Genomic DNA, 20,601 nt, shown 5'->3' with positions numbered 1-20,601 from the left:
GTCTAAAATGAATCCTAAACCACCAACCACAACCAGTTACCACATTGCCATCCAACAAAAAAGAGCCTGGCGATACCTTGTCAATAAAAATTTGCCCGAAATATCGGTGTGGAATATATATATCAGCAGTAATATTAACATCTCAAAATTAGTAGATGCCATTCATGCCTGTACCTGCAAAAACGAAACTTTCAGGCTGGTTTATGAACAGTATGATGGACTTGAAGTACCTGTAACGCAGGTAACATCGCAAACCATGCCTCAACTTTTGCAAACCACGTTAAACTCATCTCAGAGGCTAGAAATAGCGAATTCAGCATACAATAATGGACAGCCGTTCTCATTATTTCTAATCAGCGAAACGCCACAACTTTTAAAACTTGAATTTTACTTACCTGCTTTGAGTTTCGACAAAACATCATACAGGATCTTTTTCGAAGCACTTTGTAGTGCCTACAGTAATCCGCAAAGCGTTGATTATGGTGTTGATGGGATTCAGTTCATTGATTTTTCTGAATGGCAAAATGATGTTTTAATGGAAGAAGCAGAACAAGGACGTGCCTATTGGAACCGAGTAATCAAAACCTGTACACCGGTCAACATCCCTTATGCAAAACCGAATGGGCAACTTCTACCTGTTTATGTTGTTAAAAGCGTAGCTGTTTTATCTTCAGTTACATCTAAAATCCAGCAATTCTGTAAAAATAACCAAACTGATCTATATACCTTCCTACTGTCTGCCTATAGTATTCTGCTGCGTAAATTATGTGACTTTGAGGTCATACCTATTGGCATAAAAGCAAACGGGCGTATTGCCGATGAGGTACAAACGTTGTATGGCTTCCTCGATCAGTTCATTCCATTGGTTATTGATACTGCCTCCAATGTCACTTTTAAACAATTGCTGAACGCCATCAGCACCGAAAAAGAGAATTCTTATAAATGGCAACTTTTTTATAATGCCTTACAATTTGCAGATGAAAAAGGCCTTCCTATTGATCATATGCCATTCTTGTTCGATCTGGAAGAGACAAGCAGTACACTTCAAAACGGCGAAGTGTGTTTTTACGCACAAACATCTTTTGACTCGTTCCAGGATCACGACCTGGCGCTACAAGGGTTGTACAACCGGTCTAACAACTCATTAACATTAAATTTCTCGTTCAACACCAAGAGTTATGATGAAGTTTACATTGACTTTTTTACGTCTCAGTATCTAAATATCCTCGATAAACTTTTGGGTGAAAAAGAGGAACATTTAGACGGGCTTCCGGTGATAAGCAATGAGGAAGTCTCGCTGATCCTGGATAACTTTAACCATCCACAATACTACCTGTCAGACAGCGAATTCCTCCTTCACCAACTGTTCCAAAAGCAGGCACAACTCTCGCCTCAAAACATTGCGGTTGTTGATGGTGAAAAACAATATACCTACCGGGAGATCGATCACTTATCCAATGGAGTTGCCAGCTATCTGCTAACACGCGATGTCATGACAGGTGATATCATAGGCTTATTAACAGAAAGATCCGCTTACACTATCATTGGTATACTCGGTATCTTAAAGGCTGGTGCCGCTTATTTACCTTTGTCAGTAATGTACCCGGCTGAAAGAATAGCCATAATGCTTGAAGTGACCAGTGCCCGCAAAGTACTGATGCAGCAAAAACTTACATCACTCATTCCCTCCGGGAGTATTCAGCAAATATTCATAGACACAGATCCCAATGTTGCTATACCTCTTGATAGCACCCTCCAGAACCCTGCACTATCACCAGATGATATAGCCTATGTGATATTTACTTCGGGCTCCACAGGAAAGCCAAAAGCCTGTTTGCTGACCCATAGCAACGCAGTGAACTATACGCTCGCGATACGCCGCGAAAAGCTTGTCGGCAACTTCGTTTTTTTCACCACCATAACATTTGATTTTACCCTCACCGGGATATTTGGTTCACTAATGAACGGTAAAACTCTTTTCGTGTTTAGCGAGGAACATCACTTAGACGAGGTGTTAACCAAATGCTTTAGTGAAGAAACCGGTATAGATTCCATAAAGCTTACCCCGTCACACATTTTGATGCTCGATAATTTGGATGTAGTGTCGACCAAAATTCAGCTTGTAGTAAGCGGAGGAGAGGCGCTGACAAAAACCCACGTAGACATCATTAGGAAAAAAGCGCCGCTGGCCCGCCTGGTAAACCATTATGGGCCGACTGAAACTACAGTTGGATGTCTTACAGGTATCCTGGGAACTGATACTGACAGGATTTATTTAGGCAAGCCGTTGTCAAATATAAGAGCTTATATAACAGATGGAGCCGGAGCGCTAAGCCCCATCGGTATTCCGGGCGAGATATTGATAGGTGGGAAGGGCGTAGGCGCAGGATACTTGAATGCTTCCGATTTAACTGCAGAAAGATTTATAAATGACCCCTGGGATTCCGGCATTGCTTATAGAACTGGGGATATTGGCAGGTGGCTTCCTGATGGAAAAATTGAATACTTGGGTCGCAAAGACTTCCAGGTTAAGATACGCGGACACAGGATTGAGCCAGGTGAAATAGCCGAATGTATCACTTCGTTCGTCGGGATTGATAAAGCGGTTGTGTTGACTGATAAGGATAACCAAGGTGGCAATATACTCATTGCTTATTTCACCACAAAGAGCGGTAATGATATACCTCGAGCTAGCCTTGTGCAACATATTTCGGGTTTGCTGCCCGATTATATGGTGCCGACTTTCATTGTCAGGGTGAACAACATTCCAGTAAATCAAAATGGCAAGCTCGACACCAAGGCACTACTTGCTATCGATTATCGCTTGCAGCAACCCGATCATAGGGACACCGCACAAAATCCAACCCAAATTGTGCTAACCTCTATCTGGCAAGAAGTATTGTCTATCACCAACATTGGTATTCATGATAACTTCTTTGAGGTGGGAGGTCATTCATTGCTGGCCATGCAATTAATTTCCCGCATCCGGGAAGCGCTGAATATTGAGGTTCAGCTGAGGGACTTATTTAGGTATCCAACCATCAAGGGTTTGCAGGAGTACATTGACAATGATGGCATAAGGCCTCGAAAAATGCCGACGTTTAAAAAAATTGCGGCGGATACTCCAGTTCAGATGTCCTATGCACAAAAGCGTCTCTGGTTTCTACACTTGTTAAATCCGGGTAATACCATGTACAATATGCCCGTTACAATGAAGCTTTCGGGATTTATTGATGCACAAGCGCTCAAACAAAGCTTCGACTATTTGTGCAAGCGTCATGCTATTTTACGCACTGTTTTCAGCTCTGAAGAAGATATTCTTTTACAAATTGTAAAAGAGCAACCATTTATCGATTACTTCTCAGCCTACGACTTGTCATCACTAACAGCTGATGCATTGGAGGCGAAGCTAGAAGAAATAGGGTCAGTCGAACGGACCCATGTTTTTAACCTGGAGACAGGACCGCTGCTTACCGCCAAGTTGATTAAAGCAGATATCAATACGAGCTACCTTTTCCTTAATATACATCATATTATTATGGATGAATGGTCGGCCAATATTTTTACCAATGAACTTATTGCATGTTATAACGCTATTGCCGCAGGACGCCAACCAGAATTTAAAGAAAATAAATTCAGCTATGCCGACTTTGCCCATTGGCAGGCACAGTTGATAGCACAAACAGGTCCCTTGCAGATTGCGTTTTGGAGAAAGAAGCTCGAGGGAATCACCCCGTCTATGAGCCTTCCATTTGCCAAAAAACGTGCAGATATCAAAAGCCACAGAGGCGGTGTGATACCATTTACACTGCCCGAGGAGTTATCCATCAATGTTCGACAATTCAGCATCAAAGAACAGTCGAGCATGTTCATGACACTTTATTCGGTATTCGCGCTTCTTTTGCACAAATACACAGGTGCATTTGACCTACAGGTGGGAACGCCCGTGGCCAATCGTAACTATAAAGAAGTAGAAAACCTGATAGGCTTTTTTGTGAATACGCTTGTACTTCGCACTAGCTTTAATGATAGCTACACGTTTAAGGATCTTGTTGATCATGTAAAAAATGAAACTATAGAGGCCTTTGCACACCAGGATATACCATTTGAGGAATTGGTAAAAGAGCTTAATATTGAAAGGGAAAAAGATTATGCCCCTATGTTCCAGACGTTTTTTGCGGTTCACAATGAAGGAGGTCAGAAACTGGAATTTGATGGTATCACCATTCAGGATATACCAGTTCATGAAAGGCAGGCTAAGTTTGACATTGTGTTTTCGATTGATGATAAGCCCCGTTTACAAGGCTATATCGAATACAACGCCGATCTTTTTGACGAGGATGATATGAAGCGCTTTTGCGCGCATTTCGAACATCTGCTTAACCAGGTGATTACTAAGCCTTTGGTACCGTTGAAAGATATTAGTCTTGTTACCGATGCGGAACAAAACCTAATACTTGGCGATTGGAATGCTACGCAACAAAATTACCCTGCAGATTCGGTTGCCGCGATGATCACGCAACAGGCGTTAAGATCTCCGCAGTCGGCAGCCCTTGTTTCAGGGACCAATATTCTCACTTACGCCGAACTGGAGGATCAGTCTAATTGCTTAAGTCACCATCTGCTTCAGCAGGTTAGTAAGGCAAGTGTTATAGCCGTTTATATGGATCGGTCGCCACAGATGATCGTCTGCTTTTTAGCAATTCTTAAGGCAGGGTGCGCTTATCTTGCTCTTGACATTTCCCATCCGGACGACCATATCAACTTCTTGCTTGAAGATAGTGAGGCCGTTTTAGTTCTTGCCGATGCTGCCAATAAGGGGAGGTTAAACGATGGCTTACGCATTATTACACTAGAAGATGTTTCTTTTGCTGGGTACCTCCCGGGCGAACATATAGTGAATGTGCAACCTACTGACGCTGCATATGTGATATATACTTCAGGCTCCACAGGACGTCCAAAGGGGACGACAATTCACCACAAGGCCTTGCAAAACCTGGTTCAATGGCATAACTCTACTTTTAACATTACCGCAATTGATCACTGTACCCAGGTAGCAAGTATATCTTTTGATGCAAGCATTTTTGAGATATGGCCGCCGCTGATTGCAGGTGCTGCATTGCATATAATCAATAAAGAATTGCTTCTGGATATAAAGGCTTTACAAAGAAAAGTCATCGAGCAAAAGTTCAGCGTTTGTTTTTGGCCAACTCCGCTGGCCGAACTAATGTTTGCGCTCGACTGGCCAGCAAATATGCCTTTACGATATGTGCACATTGGTGGCGATAAATTAAGGCAAAAGCCAGACCGGCAACTGCCTTTCACAATAATAGACAACTATGGCTTGGCCGAATCCTGTGTGGTGAACATTAGTGGCGTTGTATCCACAAACCCGGATGAGCCAGCGACAATTGGCCGACCTATCGCTAACAACTGCGTATTAATACTCGATAATCATTTGCAGCTGGTTCCAGCAGGTGTGTATGGCGAAATCTGTATTGCGGGTGACGGATTGACTTTAAACGGATACAACAACCAGCCAAAACTTAATCATGAGCGGTTTATCCCTAATCCATTTGCAGCGATACCTTACCCAACTCTTTATAAAACGGGCGACATCGGTACTTATACCGACACAGGCGAAATAAAATTTCTGGAGCGAGTGGACAGACAGGTGAAAATTAGAGGTCATCGTATAGAACTTGCTGAGGTAGAGTCCTGCCTAATGAAACACCCGGACATTTCTGACGCTGCTGTTATTTGCAGCAATGAATTCGGTGCGGACAATATCCTATTTGGTTTTTATGTCTCCGCGGAACCCTCTGTCTCCATTGAGGAAGAACTGAAAACATTCCTCAATTTGAAACTTCCTGCATATATGGTGCCTGCTGCGCTCTTCCGTCTGCCTAGTATACCTGTCACAGAGCACTACAAAACCGACTTCAAAGCCTTGGGGCAGCAAGCTTCAGAATGGTATAGCGCGGAAAAGCCTTTGTGTGATGCAGATAAATTTACACCAGCAGAAAAAAAGCTTGCCGGCTTGTGGAGCAGCCTGCTGACACACGTAACGGTTAAAAAGAACGATGATTTTTTTGATTTGGGCGGGCACTCCTTGCTTGTTATCAAATTACGATCGAGGGTGGCGGAAACATACAGTTTAGATGTTCCAGTAAGTTTCTTTTTTGACAACAGTGGGTTATCTGCTATGGCTGCAGGATTAGACATGCTCGTAGCTGAACTTAAACCTACGGCATCCGAACCAATAACTATTGAACGGGTGTCCAGGCAGCAATATAAAATATAAAAAAATTGAAGCAGCCCAACCCATCTATACTGGATAATCAGCACTCCGGTGCTGACCATGATATCTATGCCTTTCCGCTGTCATTTGCGCAACAGCGGTTATGGGTTATCCAGCAGATGGAGGATGTGGGAAGTGCGTTTAATATTTATGGGGCTTTTTATGTCGGGGGGACATTTGAAATTTCGGTATTCAAAAGCGCCATACAATTTCTGGTGAACAGACATGAAACTTTTCGTACAACATTTGAACTTATCCAGGATAAAGCGGTACAGGTAGTACATCCAAACACAATAGTTGAAATAGAAGTTGAAGACCTGGCTTTAGTGCCATTATCGGAAGATAGGATTAACGCTATTTGCCTTGAAGAAAGCAGATTCGTTTTCGACATTGAAAAAGGCCCTTTGTTTCGCATAAAAGTGATAAGGTGCTCGGCAGAAAAGCATGTCTTAAGTTTTTGCTTTCATCACATCATCTCAGATGGTTGGTCGGTAGGTGTGTTTGCCCGCGAATTGCAGATCGCTTATGATGCAATAATGCAAGATTTACCGGTTCCTTTGCCGGAGTTGCCTTTCCAGTATGCCGATTATACCATTTGGCAGCGGGAGCAGTTTGAAGCAGGCGCTATGCAAGACCAGCTTGACTTTTGGAAAGAGTTTCTGCATGGTGCGCCGGAAAGTGTTAACTTTTTGTTAGACAATCCCCGAGGTCCGGTGCAAACCTTTTCCGGCGACTCCGTATCCTTCTTTATACCAGAAGAACAACACAGGCGTCTTAAACAAATAGCAGATCAAGCTGGTGCCACATTGTACATGACCATGCTCGCTGTATTTAGCGTATTGCTATCCAGGTATACCCTGCAAGACGATATGTTGATAGGATCAGTAGTTGCCAACAGGAACAGAAACGAATGGGAATCGCTGATTGGATTTTTGGTGAATATTGTCGTATTCAGACTTAAGCCGGATGCCGATGATAGCTTTTTTGACTTCCTTAAAGAGGTTAAAAGCGATGCAATGAAAGTGTATGACAACCAGGACGTACCCTTTGAGAAACTGCTTGACGAGTTAGGCGTAAGACGAGACGCTAGCCGCAACCCATTGTTCCAGACAATGTTTACTATGCAAGTCGGCGCAACCGAAGGCAGCGCCTTTGGTGGTTTGTTACTGACGCCGATTACAGTTCAAAATAATACTACAAAATATGATCTGACAGCCGGTATTACTGCCACAGCTGATGGCTTACACGGAACTTTTCAATTCAATACTGATTTGTTTCATCGTGCGACCATCGAACGCATGGCCGTGCATTTTTGCAGGTTAATAGATGCCGTTATAAAAGACCCTCAAAAGGTTATCTCAAAATATAGTTTCATAACCCAGGAGGAGCGTAAGGAGGTTCTAAAGTGGAATTCAACTTTACAGACCTACCCCGGCATTACAGTCGTCGAGATGATTCGCCAAAGGGCTCTTGAAACCCCACATTCGCCCGCCATCTTTCATAATCAATACCGCCTCAACTATGCTGAATTGGACCAGCAATCTAACCGGTTAAGTCAATTTTTGTTAAAGAATGTTACCAAGGGTAAGATCATTGCTGTTTGCATGGAGCGTTCACCTGAGATGATTGTTTGTTTTTTAGCGGTATTGAAAGCGGGATGTGCTTACCTTGCAATCGATGTTGCCCACCCAACTGAGCACAGGGAATTTATACTGGGCGATTCTGGCGCGACCGTATTGCTCACTAATCATGACCATTCGATTCAATCAGATGTGTTGCCTGTTATTTGCCTGCAGGATATAAACCTGGAGTCATACCCCGAATATGCACCTGTAATTTATATCCAGCCTACTGACCCGGCTTATGTAATTTACACTTCGGGGTCCACCGGGAAGCCCAAGGGGGTGGCTATACATCATAAGGCGCTCCAAAATTTGGTTCATTGGCACAATACATCTTTTGGTGTCACTACTGCAGATCACTGCACACAAGTTGCCGGGATATCATTCGATGCAAGTGTTTGGGAAATATGGCCCACGCTTTTCGCCGGGGCTGCTCTTCATATTCTGAACCGGGAACTTTTACTTGATGTGCAGGCTCTACAGAGAGAAGTAATTGAGCAAAACATCACTGTCTGTTTTTGGCCAACTCCACTTGCTGAGTTAATGTTTGCGCTGGATTGGCCGGCTAAGATGCATCTGAGATATGTGCTGATTGGTGGCGACAAAATGCGACGGAGACCCACCGCGCTGCTGCCCTTTACAGTAATCGACAACTACGGCCTTACTGAGGCCTGTGTTGTAAGCTCAAGCGGGATTTTAAACACAGATCTGTCGGTAGCTGCAACCATTGGAAAGCCAATAGCCAATACAGTCATGCTGGTGCTTGACCAGCAAATGCAATTAGTGCCGGCAGGCGTGCAGGGCGAGATATACATAACAGGAGAAGGCCTTGCAATTAACGGATATATCAACCGGGCTGAGCTCAACGCAGAGCGGTTTATGCCTAATCCGTTTAAAGAAATACCCTATTCACAATTATACAAAACCGGAGATATTGGCACTTATACCCCGGAAGGCGATATAAGATATTTTGGGAGGATTGACCGCCAGGTAAAAATCAGGGGACACCGGATAGAAATTCCCGAAGTAGAAGCCGGTATACTTTTGGTTCCGGGTGTTACAACCTGTGCGGTCATCGTGAAAACACGCAACGACGGCGCAAATCAACTGGTTGCTTTTGTAGTAATGGAACCTACTCCTAACGAGCTGAGGGCCGAATTACAAAAAATCCTGCCAGGCAATATGGTTCCATCGCTTATTGTTAAGCTGCCCGTTCTTCCGATCACCAATAACGGTAAAATAGATTATAAATATCTGCAAGAGCATGAGGAAACGGAATCAGACGCGGAACCAGTGAAACATGAGCCCGCTTCTGCCTATGAGAGTGATCTGATAGATATTTGGCAGCAGGTACTAGGTGTAACTGACGTAGGCTTAGATGACAACTTTTTTGAGTTGGGCGGCGACTCAATTAATACCATACAGGTTGCATCCATGGCTAGACGCATGAATATGGTACTCAGCTCGAAGCATATCTTTTTACATCAAACTATACGGCAACTGTCGGCCGAGATTAGCAGCAGTGAGGTCATAATAAGCAGCGATAATGACGACTCCGCTTCATTTGCGCTGCATCCAATTCAACAATGGTTTTTTGAGCAGCAGGCTCCAAATAACAATCACTTTAATCACAGCATGGTGGTTGATACGCAACCGGGATCCAACGCAGAACTGTTGCAGCAGTCCTTTTATCAGCTAGCGGAACACCACGACATTCTTCGACTGAGATTTTACAACAATGGTAACACCATCACACAGGCATATGATAATGATAAATGGCGGGATAACTTTGTGACCCACCGGCTTGCCGGTAGCGAGCAGGATTACGCAATTATACAAACACTGGCGGTAGAAGCGCAAACATCATTAGACATATTCGATGATAAGCTATACAGGATAATATTTTTCGATCGTGGCCCTTATCAATTGGGTAAACTGGTCTTCGTTTTTCATCATTTGATAATCGATAGCTTTTCGTGGCGGGTTTTGTTGAGCGACTTTTACTCGCTTTACCAGCAACAGAACACCATAGGTTCATTTAAGCCTTTGATACAGACGCACTCTTACAAAAAATACATAAACTACCTCAACGACATTGTAAAGTCACCTGAATATTCAAAAAATATAAATTATTGGTTTGATCAGTGGGATTCCGATGCAGGTTCGCTTCCGTATGATTTGGCAGACCAATCAAACACATTTGGTGAAACTAAGACAGTAACCGCCATACTCGGAAAAGATACTACAGACGAGCTTGTAAAAAACATGCAACGCATTTACCGGACTGGCGTAAATACTATTCTGATTGCCGCATTAATTAAAACAATAGCTGACTGGAAGCAACAAAATTCCGTAGGAATCACCTTAGAGAGCCTTGGCAGGCACGAGCAGGAATTTGACATCGACCTTTCACGTACCGTTGGCTGGTTTACAGCCATGTATCCACTATATTTTGACCTGCCAGATTCAGATTGGTCAGCTTTAATAAAATTAGTTAAGGAAAAATTAATGCAGGTGCCCGGTAATGGTGTGTATTTTGGTATGGGCCGTTATATTTCCCACAGTCAGCAGTTAAAATCGCTTCCTTCTCCGCAAATAAGTTTTAACTATCACGGTAATTCGAGTGACAGGGCAGGGCACAAAGAATGGAACGTTTCCGGGGATAACTACGGCCAGCAGATCTGTGGATCATTTCCACGCCAGCACCTGCTGGATGTTACCTGCGCTATAGAGAACGAACAATTAGTAGTAAATTGGATCTATAACCCTGCTATTCATAATCGTAAAACGGTTGATATGCTCGCCGCTGCATTTAACACGAACGTAACGGATATTGTGAGCACTCATGCGGATGTAAAGCAGATATATTATACACCATCAGATTTTCCGAGCGCGGCAATTAGTCAGGCTGATCTTGATGAGATTTTAATTGGACGTAGATATGATTTCGCTAATATTTACCCGCTTGCTCCCATGCATTCGGGCATGCTTTTCCATTCTGTTTACCATGGTAAACAATCTAACGCCTATTTTGTGCAGATGTCGCTACTGCTTGAGGGTAGCCTTAATGCTACAGCACTACTCAATTCCTGGAATGCAACATTGAACAACCATGACGCACTAAAGACATCGTTTATTTGGCAAAACATAGCGAACCCCTTACAGGTAGTTTTTAATGATGTGGTCATCCCGTGGCAGTATTCAGACATATCCCATCTTACTGATGAAGAATTAGTCAGTGAATCTATTTTGAAACTACAACAGGAGCACGAAGATGAGGGTTTTGCGTTTGACCAAGCTCCTTTAATGCGCCTGCACCTAGTGAAAAAATCAGATCGCGTGCACGAACTTATCTGGAGTTATCACCACCTGGTAATGGACGGATGGAGTATGCCGATAGTGCTTAAAGAAGTGTTTAGCCGGTACAGAAATGCAGTTCGGGGCAGCAATGAAACCTTTATAAAACCAGCCCCCTTCTTTAACTACATTAAGTGGCTTAACCAGCAGGACACCAACACGGCCGTTGAGTTTTGGCGATCTGAATTAGGCGATATTGATGAACCAACCTTTTTTAAGGCCGACATGCATGTTACCGATGATCAGTCATTTATTTATGGCGAAGAAAAAGTGCTTATTAAGGAACAAAGTCATAGTGCCATCAACAAATTGCTAAAAAAGAATAAGGTAACACTTAATGCATTTTTTCAGGCGCTTTGGAGTATTATCATCTGCAGCTACACCGATAAGGATGAGGCTATCTTCGGGGCTACGGTTTCGGGTCGACCGCCAGCCATAGCAGGCATTGAAGGTATGGTTGGTGTTTTTATCAACACAATACCGATAAGAATACGGGTTCAGGAAGATGCAGATTTTTTTAATTGGGTTCACGAAGTTCAATTAAAGCAGTCCGCCCGCGAAGAATATAGTTACCTGCCACTTGCAGAGATACAGAAATTAAGCGGCCTTACAGGTAACACTGCGCTATTTGATACAATATTGATTATCGAGAACTATCCCGGTTTAACTTCAGACGAAGACTCTGATACCGGGCTGCAGGTAAGTATTAATCGCGGTTACGAACGTATTGAGATCCCGCTATGCGTCATTGTAACTTCCAATGAAAATCTAAATATAAAAATATCTTATGATGCTGGTCGGTATTCACCGGGTTTTATTAATGGTTTGCTAAGCCATTTCGAGAGTTCGATAGAAGCTATTCTTAAAATTGAAACGCCCCTTATAAACGAGATCAGCCTGCTACCGGCATCAGCGATCGACCAGTTGCTTTATGGACTTAATAACATCCCCTGGCAGCTTCCGGAAGATACGGTCATAGATTTGTTTGAGGCACAGGCGTTCAACAATCCGCAGCGGGTAGCCGTTTCTGATGAACTCTGTACCACTCTTACTTACGTCGAGTTGAATGCTAGTATAAGGCAAGTTGCAGCCTATATCGTAAAAAATGCCGCAAATAATCGGCCTATCGCAGTGCTGATGGAGCGATCCGTGGCTATGATGGTTACGTTGCTGGCTGTAATGAAGGCGGGTCACGCATATATCCCACTGGATCCATCATTCCCCGCAGAACGGATACGTGTTATGCTTGCCGATGGACAGCCCGGAATGGTCATAACAAACATCGAAAGCTCCGGCGATAGTTTGATAGCTGATATTCAACTGGTCTATTATGACGATATATTTAAGCTGCCTTGTGAGGATCAGGTGCGATTCCTTAGAATAAAGCCAACGGATTCAGCATATATTATTTATACATCGGGCTCAACGGGCCGGCCCAAAGGAGTAGAGATAAGTCACTCATCCCTAACCAATTTTCTCCTTTCGTTTAAGCAATCACTTAATTTTACTGCCGAACACCGACTACTCGCCTTAACAACTATATCGTTTGATATTGCGGCTCTTGAGTTATACTTGCCGCTTATTTGTGGGGCACAAGTTTTGCTTGCGAGCAGTGAAACTGCCCGCGAACCCTATCGCCTGGTTGATACTATCAACAGCTTCCAGCCTGATTTTATACAAGCGACGCCGGCAACGTGGAGTATGCTTACAGAAGCCGGTTGGTATGGCGCGTCCTTTTTATCGCTGATTATTGGCGGCGAGGCGCTACCGGTTAAGATCGCAGCAGCATTGGTCAATAATTGCCGAGAAATTATAAATGTTTACGGGCCTACCGAAACTACTATATGGTCATCATACCATACAATGCAGCGCGATGTATTGTACGCCGGGAGCTTTATTACCATTGGTAAACCAATTGCCAACACTACCTTTTATATACTGAACAAAAAAAGACGTCTGGTGCCTTTTGGACAAACCGGAGAACTTTATATAGGTGGTAAAGGCCTGGCTAAGGGGTATTATAACAACCCGATTGAAACAGGGAAGAGGTTCGTAAATCATACTTTTGAAAATGGAACAGCCGAGCGCCTGTACCAAACAGGCGATATGGTACGCTATCTGCCGAGCGGCGACCTTGAGTACATCAGCCGGACAGATAACCAGATAAAGATTCGTGGTTTCCGGATAGAGCTTGGCGATATTGAAGCGGCTATTATGCAATATCCGGGTGTACATCAAGCCGTTTGTATAGCGCAAAAAGATGAATCAAACGGCTTTAGTAGTATTGCAGGCTTTGTAGTGAAACATCAGGAAGTCGCTCTGAAAATAGATGCCTTAAAAGTTTATCTGCAGCAAGCGCTTCCATATTACATGATCCCCGCAGCACTACATATAGTTGACAAATTCCCCCACACGCCTAATAACAAGATAGACAGAAACGAGCTGCTTAAACTTGATATGGGTTTTAAAACAGGTGCTGAAGCGAACGCAAAAATAACCTCTCGTACGCTGACCGAAATGGAAGTATTAAATATCTGGGAGGAAGTATTTAAATCCAGCAATATCAGCGTAAAAGATAATTTTTTTGATATAGGCGGTCATTCTATCCTCGCCGTAAAACTGATGAGTCGTGTTCAAAGCCAGTTTGGTCGTGATTGCTCTATAGCCATGCTGATGCAAAACCCCACCATTGAGGAGCTGGCATCGGCAATAGAGTTAAATAACGGTAATGATTGCGGGCTTTTGATCCCACTAAAAAAAGGTGGTGATAAAGCACCAATACTTCTTATCCCTGGCGAAGGTGGTTCTATCGTGTATTTTAATAGGCTGGCTAAGTACCTTGCAACCGGGCATCCGGTTTACGGACTCCAGTTTCCAGGCCTCGACGGCGTTTCTGAAGTTGCAACAAGTATTGAGGAGCTTGCAAATTTATTTACGGACATCATTTCGCGAAACTTTGGCAATAAACCGATAATACTCGCAGGACACTCCCTTGGTGGCAAGGTTGCCTTTGAGTTAGCCTGTGCGTTATCGCTAGAAAAAACCTTAAGCAAGCTTATTATATTGGATACGATAGCACCGGTACACCACACCGTCGAAAGCGAAAATCAGGTAAGTGATGCGGCTTGGTTGTGCAAAACAATACAGCGAATGGGGGAATTAAGCAATGTGCCATTGTCCATAACAGAAAAGCAACTCACAGTATTACTACCGGAACAACAAATGGAAGAAGTTAAAAGACTTTTGGCGGATGCTAACCTCATCCCTAAGCACTTCGACACGGGCCGGGTTCAATCATTTTTGTCTGTGTTAAAATCATCGCAACAAATGGTATATAAGCCGTCTGTTTATCCCAATTTCAATATCCACCTATTTAAGGCGGCAAATAACGAGACGTATATAGCCCAGGTTCCTCTTTCCGAAAACATTTTGTCTTCATTTAGAAAGGAAGATTATTGCTGGCGCAGCTTAACATCCGGTAATGTGACGGTAAAACTTATTTCCGGTGACCATGGTTCCATTTTGAATGAACCGAATGTGCAGTTGCTGGCAAAAGAATTTAACAGGCTTATTAATACCTAATAATTTCATGGGCAACACAATAAAAAAAATTAATTTATTCATGTTCCCTTACGCAGGGGGCAACAAATATTCGTATAATAATTACAGACTTCAACTATCCGATAGGTTTAACATTATTGCTCTGGAATCAAAAGGAAGAGGCGGACGTATAAAAGAACCACTTGCTATTAACCTTGAAGATATTGCCCTCGACTTTTTTGAACAGATCCGTGATAGATTAAACAGTCCGTATCTCTTTTTCGGACACAGTATGGGAAGTTGGCTGGCTTATCTAGTTACGCATTTAATAAACGATAATAAGCTTCCGCCCCCCGTGCATCTTTTTTTTACTGGCTCAGTGAACCCAGCAGTGTATCAATCTACAGTGATCAAACATCAGCTAAATAAAAGTGATTTTTTTGCGCATCTGACAGACTTGGGCGGACTTTTACCAGAAGTGCTAAATAATAAACCGTTGCTTGAGTATTTTGAGCCCATTCTTCGTGCTGATTTTATGGCGGTAGAGCAATACCGGCACAAACCGCAACCAAAACTTAATATCCCTATCACCGTGATCATCGGCGATAACGAGAAGAATGTAACCTTAGATATGGCCAAGGCCTGGAAGAATGAAACATTGGGCGAATTTGAAGTGATGGTTTTAAAGGGCCATCATTTTTTTATCAACGATCATGTGGTGTTGATATCCGAAATGTTGAGAAATAAGATGGAAGGCATAAACCCACATACGCAGTTATGAAACATACAATTAGGGTTTTATCAGCTTTTTATGACGAACCACTTTCGAACGAAAGTTACCATCTGTATATGTCACTATTGCCAGAGCGCGAACAGAATAAAGTGAAGGCGTTCAGGCGTTGGGAAGATGCAACCGCTTCGCTGATCGGAAAAGCCTTGCTCATTAAAGGTCTTTCAGCCATAGGTTATCAGCAATTTAAACTTCATGATCTACAATATAGCATTTACAATCGACCGTTTTTTGCTGGCGGATTAGATTTCAATATTGCGCACTCGGGCAGTTATGTGGTATGCGCCATCTCTGGACATTGCAGGGTAGGTATTGATATCGAAAAGATACAAATGCAGGATCTTGATCCTTTTAATTATACGCTTAACACGGCAGAACTAGACAGTATACTAGCATCGGAAACACCATATGAATTGTTTTATAACACCTGGACAAAAAAAGAAGCCATTACAAAAGCGGATGGCAGAGGGTTGGGATTAAATCTGGACAGGATAGATACAACAGCAGGCAATGTATTTATAGACGGAATGGCATGGTATACACAAAGGGTCGATATTAGCGCCGATTATGTGGTAAATGTTGCTTTTAATAACAACTTATCAATAATAAAACACACAATTGAGGGCATTTAATTTCATATTTAGTTATTTATGATCATAGACAATATTAGCCACCATCAAAATCTATTTTTTGAACTTAAGAAGTTCGACGAACTTCCATGCTCTGTATTTCTAAAACTTGAAGGTATGAATTTTGCAGGTTCTATTAAGCTAAAACCCGCTGTTTATATAATAGATGAGTTAGAAAAGCAGGGTAAAATAATACCCGGCGTGCATACCATCATTGAGTCGAGCTCCGGCAACTTGGCCATTGCTCTTGCCATGATCTGCCATTCAAAAGGCTACGCCTTTACCGCGGTAATTGACCCCAACACCTCCAACGATGTTATTAAGCTATTAAATGTATATAAGGCCAACATTATTATAGAACGAGAACGTGATATTAACGGTGGCTACCTAGGCACCAGAATAGAAACCATTCAGCGCATCATCAGTACTCATGATAACTACTATTGGATAAACCAGTATGCTAATAACAGCAATATCATGAGCCATTATCAAGCTACAGCTAAAGAGATTCATTCAGTATTTAATCCGGCCCTACAGCGCGACTTACCAACCCATATTTTTGTTGGTTCGAGCACCACGGGGACTTTAGGCGGTATATTGAAGTATTTCAAAGAATTTTCGCCCGATACAAAGATAATTGCTGTTGAACCCGAAGGTTCCATCACCTTTTCGAGCTATTTTAAAAGTCGTTTTATTCCGGGCATAGGCGCTAGCCGGGTGCCCGAACTAAGCACACAGATAGATAAAGCCAATCTTCACGACATTGTTTGGGTAAAAGAAACAGATACCATATCATGTTGTAATCGACTATTAAACGATTATAGTCTGCTGTTGGGAGGTAGCACCGGCAGCGTCATATCTGCCATACTATCGTATCGACACTTGTTAAGCCCCGAAGATACTGTGATCGGCATTTCGCCGGACTTTGGGCAGAAATATATAGATACCGTTTACAACGCTGAATGGGTGACAGATAAAATGATGTCTGATACTAAACTGGAATTTGAAGAGGAAAACACCGAGCGGCCTAATTAAAAGCAAATCCTGAATTAAATTCTATTGAATTATAAACATCCTGGAACTTTCAAAAATTACTGGGCACAGGCAGCGTCATCTCCCCAATCCAGATCACGAATCATTGCTCTCGGACGTAAGTCACCGCTAAGCCACGATTTACATTGCCGGTACACATTTGCACGCAACTCCCTAAGAATTTTATTTATTTTTTTGTTTTCAAAGACAAGGCTAATGAGCTAAATTACTAATGACATAAGAGGTCAATTTGTTGTGGATGTAATTTGTAAATTTGAATCCAATACCCTTTAAACCTTTTAGAAATATAGCGGATAAGTATAATCTTAAATTATCTGAACAAGAGCATAAGAAATTGAGGAACGAAATTAATAGTTATAGAACACCATCCTATCTGCAGCCAGGAGACACTGTGGCCGTTACTTGCCCGGCGAAAAAACTTCCCCGTAACATTGAAGATGCTGTTAAACTTCTCGAATCCTGGGGTTTAAATGTCATTCTTGGGGAAACCGTTCATGCTTCCTGGAACCAGTTTGCCGGAGACGATAAACTGCGTACCACTGATTTCCAGCGTTTTCTCGATGATCCATCCGTTAAAGCCATTTTTGCGGCGCGAGGGGGGTATGGAACAATCCGCATCATTGACCATCTTGATTTCTCCGCCTTCAGTAATCATCCAAAATGGATTATAGGATTCAGCGATATTACTGTACTTCACAGCCATATCCAGTCTTTGTACAAAACTGAAAGCATCCACGGACAAATGCCATTAACCATCAGAGAAGGTTCAGAAATTTCTTTAGAAACATTAAGGAAAGCACTTTTCAATGAGGAAATTCAATACAGTTACACCAATCCAGCAAACAACCGAAGCGGTGAAGCCGAAGGAATATTAATTGGAGGGAATCTGAGCCTGCTTGTGATGATGGCCGGATCAGTTTCTGAACAGGATTTCTCGGGTAAAATCCTCTTTCTGGAAGATGTCGGAGAGTACCTTTATTCCATTGACCGCATGATGTGGAACCTGAAAAGGGCAGAAAAATTGAAGGATCTCAAAGGTTTGATCATTGGAGGTTTTACTGAACTAAAGGATAATGATATCCCATTTGGCCAGACAGCCGAACAAGTCATCATGGAGCACGTTAAAGAGTTTGACTATCCGGTATGTTTTAATTTTCCGGCAGGTCATATTCCGGATAATCGCGCCTTAATATTTGGCAGAATGAGTAGGTTAAGGGTTGAAGGACAACGGGTTCATCTGAGTTATCCGGGCATTGACTCCAAAACATCTTTATAATCACAATTAAAATAAAATATCAACATGGCAATATTTGATTCATTGGGTAAATACAGAAATACAGGATTATTAATTGTAAGAATTGGCCTTGGAACCATGTTTATGCTTCACGGTTATCCTAAGCTTTTGGGCGGGCCCGAACAATGGGAGACCATTGGTAGTGCAATGAAGAATCTTGGAATAACATTTGCCCCGGCTGTATGGGGACTCATGGCTGGAATTACAGAAACATTTGGAGGATTTTTAATTTTACTGGGACTTGCATTCAGGCCGGTATGTATGTTAATGACATTTAATCTGTTAGTTGCGGCTTTGATGCACCTGAAAGGCGGGGAGGATTTTATGGCGGCATCTCAGGCTATCGAAACCGGATTCATGTTTTTAGGTCTGATTTTTATTGGGCCAGGCAAGTACAGTGTAGATAAGAAATAAATAATTTCTGCAAGACAAATAATTATAAACAGAAAAAGCGGATATTATCCGCTTTTTCTGTTTATAAGATATGGAGTTAATTATTATCTCCAACCCTTGTTTGAAGTGTTTGTACCATCACCTTTAGCTTCAGTTCCGAAAGTATAGAAAGGAAGAGCCAGACCCATTGTTTCCTGAGTTTTTGCAGGAATTGGGAAGTGTAATGGAGTACCCTTTTGCAAGAGGTCTAATTTTCTCATTTCGAAGAATTGAAGTCCGAAACCAGTTGTATACATTTCAACATGACGCTCATGATGAATAGCCTGAATCACATCAGCAGAAACTGCAGCAACATCAGCCATTTGACCACGGGTTTTACGGGTGCTGGCATTGATAATTGTGGCCGCTCCTGATAAGTCAGCAGTATAGGCTCTAGCCTCAGCTTTAAGCATATCATTCTCAGCTTTCATTATCTGTGGTTTTGGTCCAACAGCTGCAACATACATATCATCATACCTCTTATTTCTGTAAGGAGAATAGTGGTAATAACCTCTGGCTGCTTGGAACCACTGAGATGCAACATACTCAAAATCAGAGAATATACGCTTATCAGCAGGATCAGTTGAACGGGTAGGGTAAGGGAAGGTAGATACGTCAGTCCAGTGTTTAGGTTTTGACGGATCCATCATGTTCACAACATAATTGTCAGTAACACCCCATCCCTGGTAAACAAGATAATCACCTGCTTCATCATACCATTTAGCATATCCATCCTGCATAACAACAAAATCAGATGTCAGACCACCGTCAGCATAAGTTTTAACTTTTGCCCAGTTCACAGCAGCTAATTGAGCTTTATTTCTTGGGGTATATGCCATAAATCTTGCTGCATAAGTGTTTACCAGCTTCTTAAACTCTGCAGCTGAATAATCCTTGTCAGCACCCAACCAATCTTTAGGAATAGTAAAGGTATTTGCAGTAGCCAGAGCCGCTGCCTCATCCAGATATACTAATGCTGCTGCTGCAACTGCGGTATAGGCTGATGCAGACTCTAGCGTAGCACCCGCCACAGTTGTCTTCTCATCAACTATAAAAGCCTTATCAAAAACAAGGGCTAAGTTACCGTAACCAACACCCTGTGCAAATCTGCAAAAGGCTTTAGTTCTGGCGTTATTAGCGCCTGCAACACCAACATTAACACCGGTTCCCATTGCTTTTAGCACGTCAGAAGCCGTATTTATTGATGAGTACATTCTGTTCCAAAGGTTTAGAGTGGAAGCATTATAAGCATATGAAGGAGCATTGTTCCATGCAAAATTACGCGGCTCCCACGACATATCCCTCATACCAAAGTTACCCCATGAACAAGAAATATTATCTGAAGCGGTAGCCAACATAGGCTGAATACTACTGGCACCATGCTCTCCATTATAAATGGTAACGTACAAACCAGAAGCTAAATTTTGAAGGGCTTCTCCATTAGAGAAAACTTTATCAAAATCGGGTTGATTTTCATTTTCTACCTGAAGCAGGTCCTTTTTACAACCTTGCACCAGAAAGAGCGAAAGTGCAATTGCGTATATAAATTTATATTTTTTCATAATTGTCTTTTTTAGTCTAAT

General features: G+C 42.5%; 8 protein-coding genes. 7 read left to right on the top strand and 1 reads right to left on the bottom strand.

What is annotated here, in order from left to right; all coding sequences use genetic code 11:
• The first annotated feature begins 7 nt into the window (after positions 1-7).
• From Q8M41_RS09290 to Q8M41_RS09260, 7 genes are all read left to right on the top strand, one after another.
• Positions 8-6,304 carry a non-ribosomal peptide synthetase gene (locus tag Q8M41_RS09290; RefSeq protein ID WP_305364983.1) on the top strand — a complete coding sequence of 2,099 codons (6,297 nt, stop codon included), beginning with the start codon at positions 8-10 and terminating at the stop codon, positions 6,302-6,304.
• A gap of 5 nt (positions 6,305-6,309) precedes the next feature.
• Positions 6,310-14,862: a non-ribosomal peptide synthetase gene (locus Q8M41_RS09285; RefSeq protein WP_305364982.1), complete on the top strand. Its 8,553-nt coding sequence runs from the start codon at positions 6,310-6,312 to the stop codon at positions 14,860-14,862.
• Between the two features lie 7 nt (positions 14,863-14,869).
• Positions 14,870-15,601, top strand: a complete 732-nt coding sequence (locus Q8M41_RS09280; RefSeq protein WP_305364981.1) for a thioesterase II family protein — start codon at positions 14,870-14,872, stop codon at positions 15,599-15,601.
• A complete protein-coding gene (locus Q8M41_RS09275; protein WP_305364980.1) occupies positions 15,598-16,242 on the top strand; it encodes a 4'-phosphopantetheinyl transferase superfamily protein in 645 nt (214 codons plus the stop codon). Before Q8M41_RS09280 ends, Q8M41_RS09275 begins: the two co-directional genes overlap by 4 nt.
• Positions 16,243-16,260: 18 nt before the next feature.
• Positions 16,261-17,274 carry a pyridoxal-phosphate dependent enzyme gene (locus Q8M41_RS09270; protein ID WP_305364979.1) on the top strand — a complete coding sequence of 338 codons (1,014 nt, stop codon included), beginning with the start codon at positions 16,261-16,263 and terminating at the stop codon, positions 17,272-17,274.
• A 271-nt stretch (positions 17,275-17,545) separates the two neighbouring features.
• Entirely contained in the window at positions 17,546-18,568 is a 1,023-nt protein-coding gene (locus Q8M41_RS09265) for an LD-carboxypeptidase (RefSeq protein ID WP_370870463.1), read from the top strand.
• A 24-nt stretch (positions 18,569-18,592) separates the two neighbouring features.
• The gene (locus tag Q8M41_RS09260) at positions 18,593-19,000 is read left to right on the top strand and encodes a DoxX family protein (protein ID WP_305364978.1); all 408 of its coding nucleotides are present in this window, start codon (positions 18,593-18,595) and stop codon (positions 18,998-19,000) included.
• An 83-nt stretch (positions 19,001-19,083) separates the two neighbouring features.
• On the opposite strand, the gene Q8M41_RS09255 is transcribed toward Q8M41_RS09260, so the two are convergent.
• Positions 19,084-20,580, bottom strand: a complete 1,497-nt coding sequence (locus Q8M41_RS09255) for a hypothetical protein (protein ID WP_305364977.1) — start codon at positions 20,578-20,580, stop codon at positions 19,084-19,086.
• Positions 20,581-20,601: the final 21 nt, after the last annotated feature.

Origin of the sequence: Daejeonella sp. (genome assembly GCF_030684675.1) — a bacterium.
Lineage (GTDB): Bacteria > Bacteroidota > Bacteroidia > Sphingobacteriales > Sphingobacteriaceae > Daejeonella.
The sequence above is the reverse complement of the archived record's forward strand: the minus strand, read 5'-3'. Positions and strand labels throughout refer to the sequence as shown.

Coding starts and splice junctions, on each gene's coding strand:
- Q8M41_RS09275 (WP_305364980.1), top strand. CDS start 15,598: ATGAAACATACAATTAGGGTTTTATCAGCTTTTTATGACGAACCACTT.
- Q8M41_RS09260 (WP_305364978.1), top strand. CDS start 18,593: ATGGCAATATTTGATTCATTGGGTAAATACAGAAATACAGGATTATTA.
- Q8M41_RS09270 (WP_305364979.1), top strand. CDS start 16,261: ATGATCATAGACAATATTAGCCACCATCAAAATCTATTTTTTGAACTT.
- Q8M41_RS09280 (WP_305364981.1), top strand. CDS start 14,870: ATGGGCAACACAATAAAAAAAATTAATTTATTCATGTTCCCTTACGCA.
- Q8M41_RS09290 (WP_305364983.1), top strand. CDS start 8: ATGAATCCTAAACCACCAACCACAACCAGTTACCACATTGCCATCCAA.
- Q8M41_RS09255 (WP_305364977.1), bottom strand. CDS start 20,580: ATGAAAAAATATAAATTTATATACGCAATTGCACTTTCGCTCTTTCTG.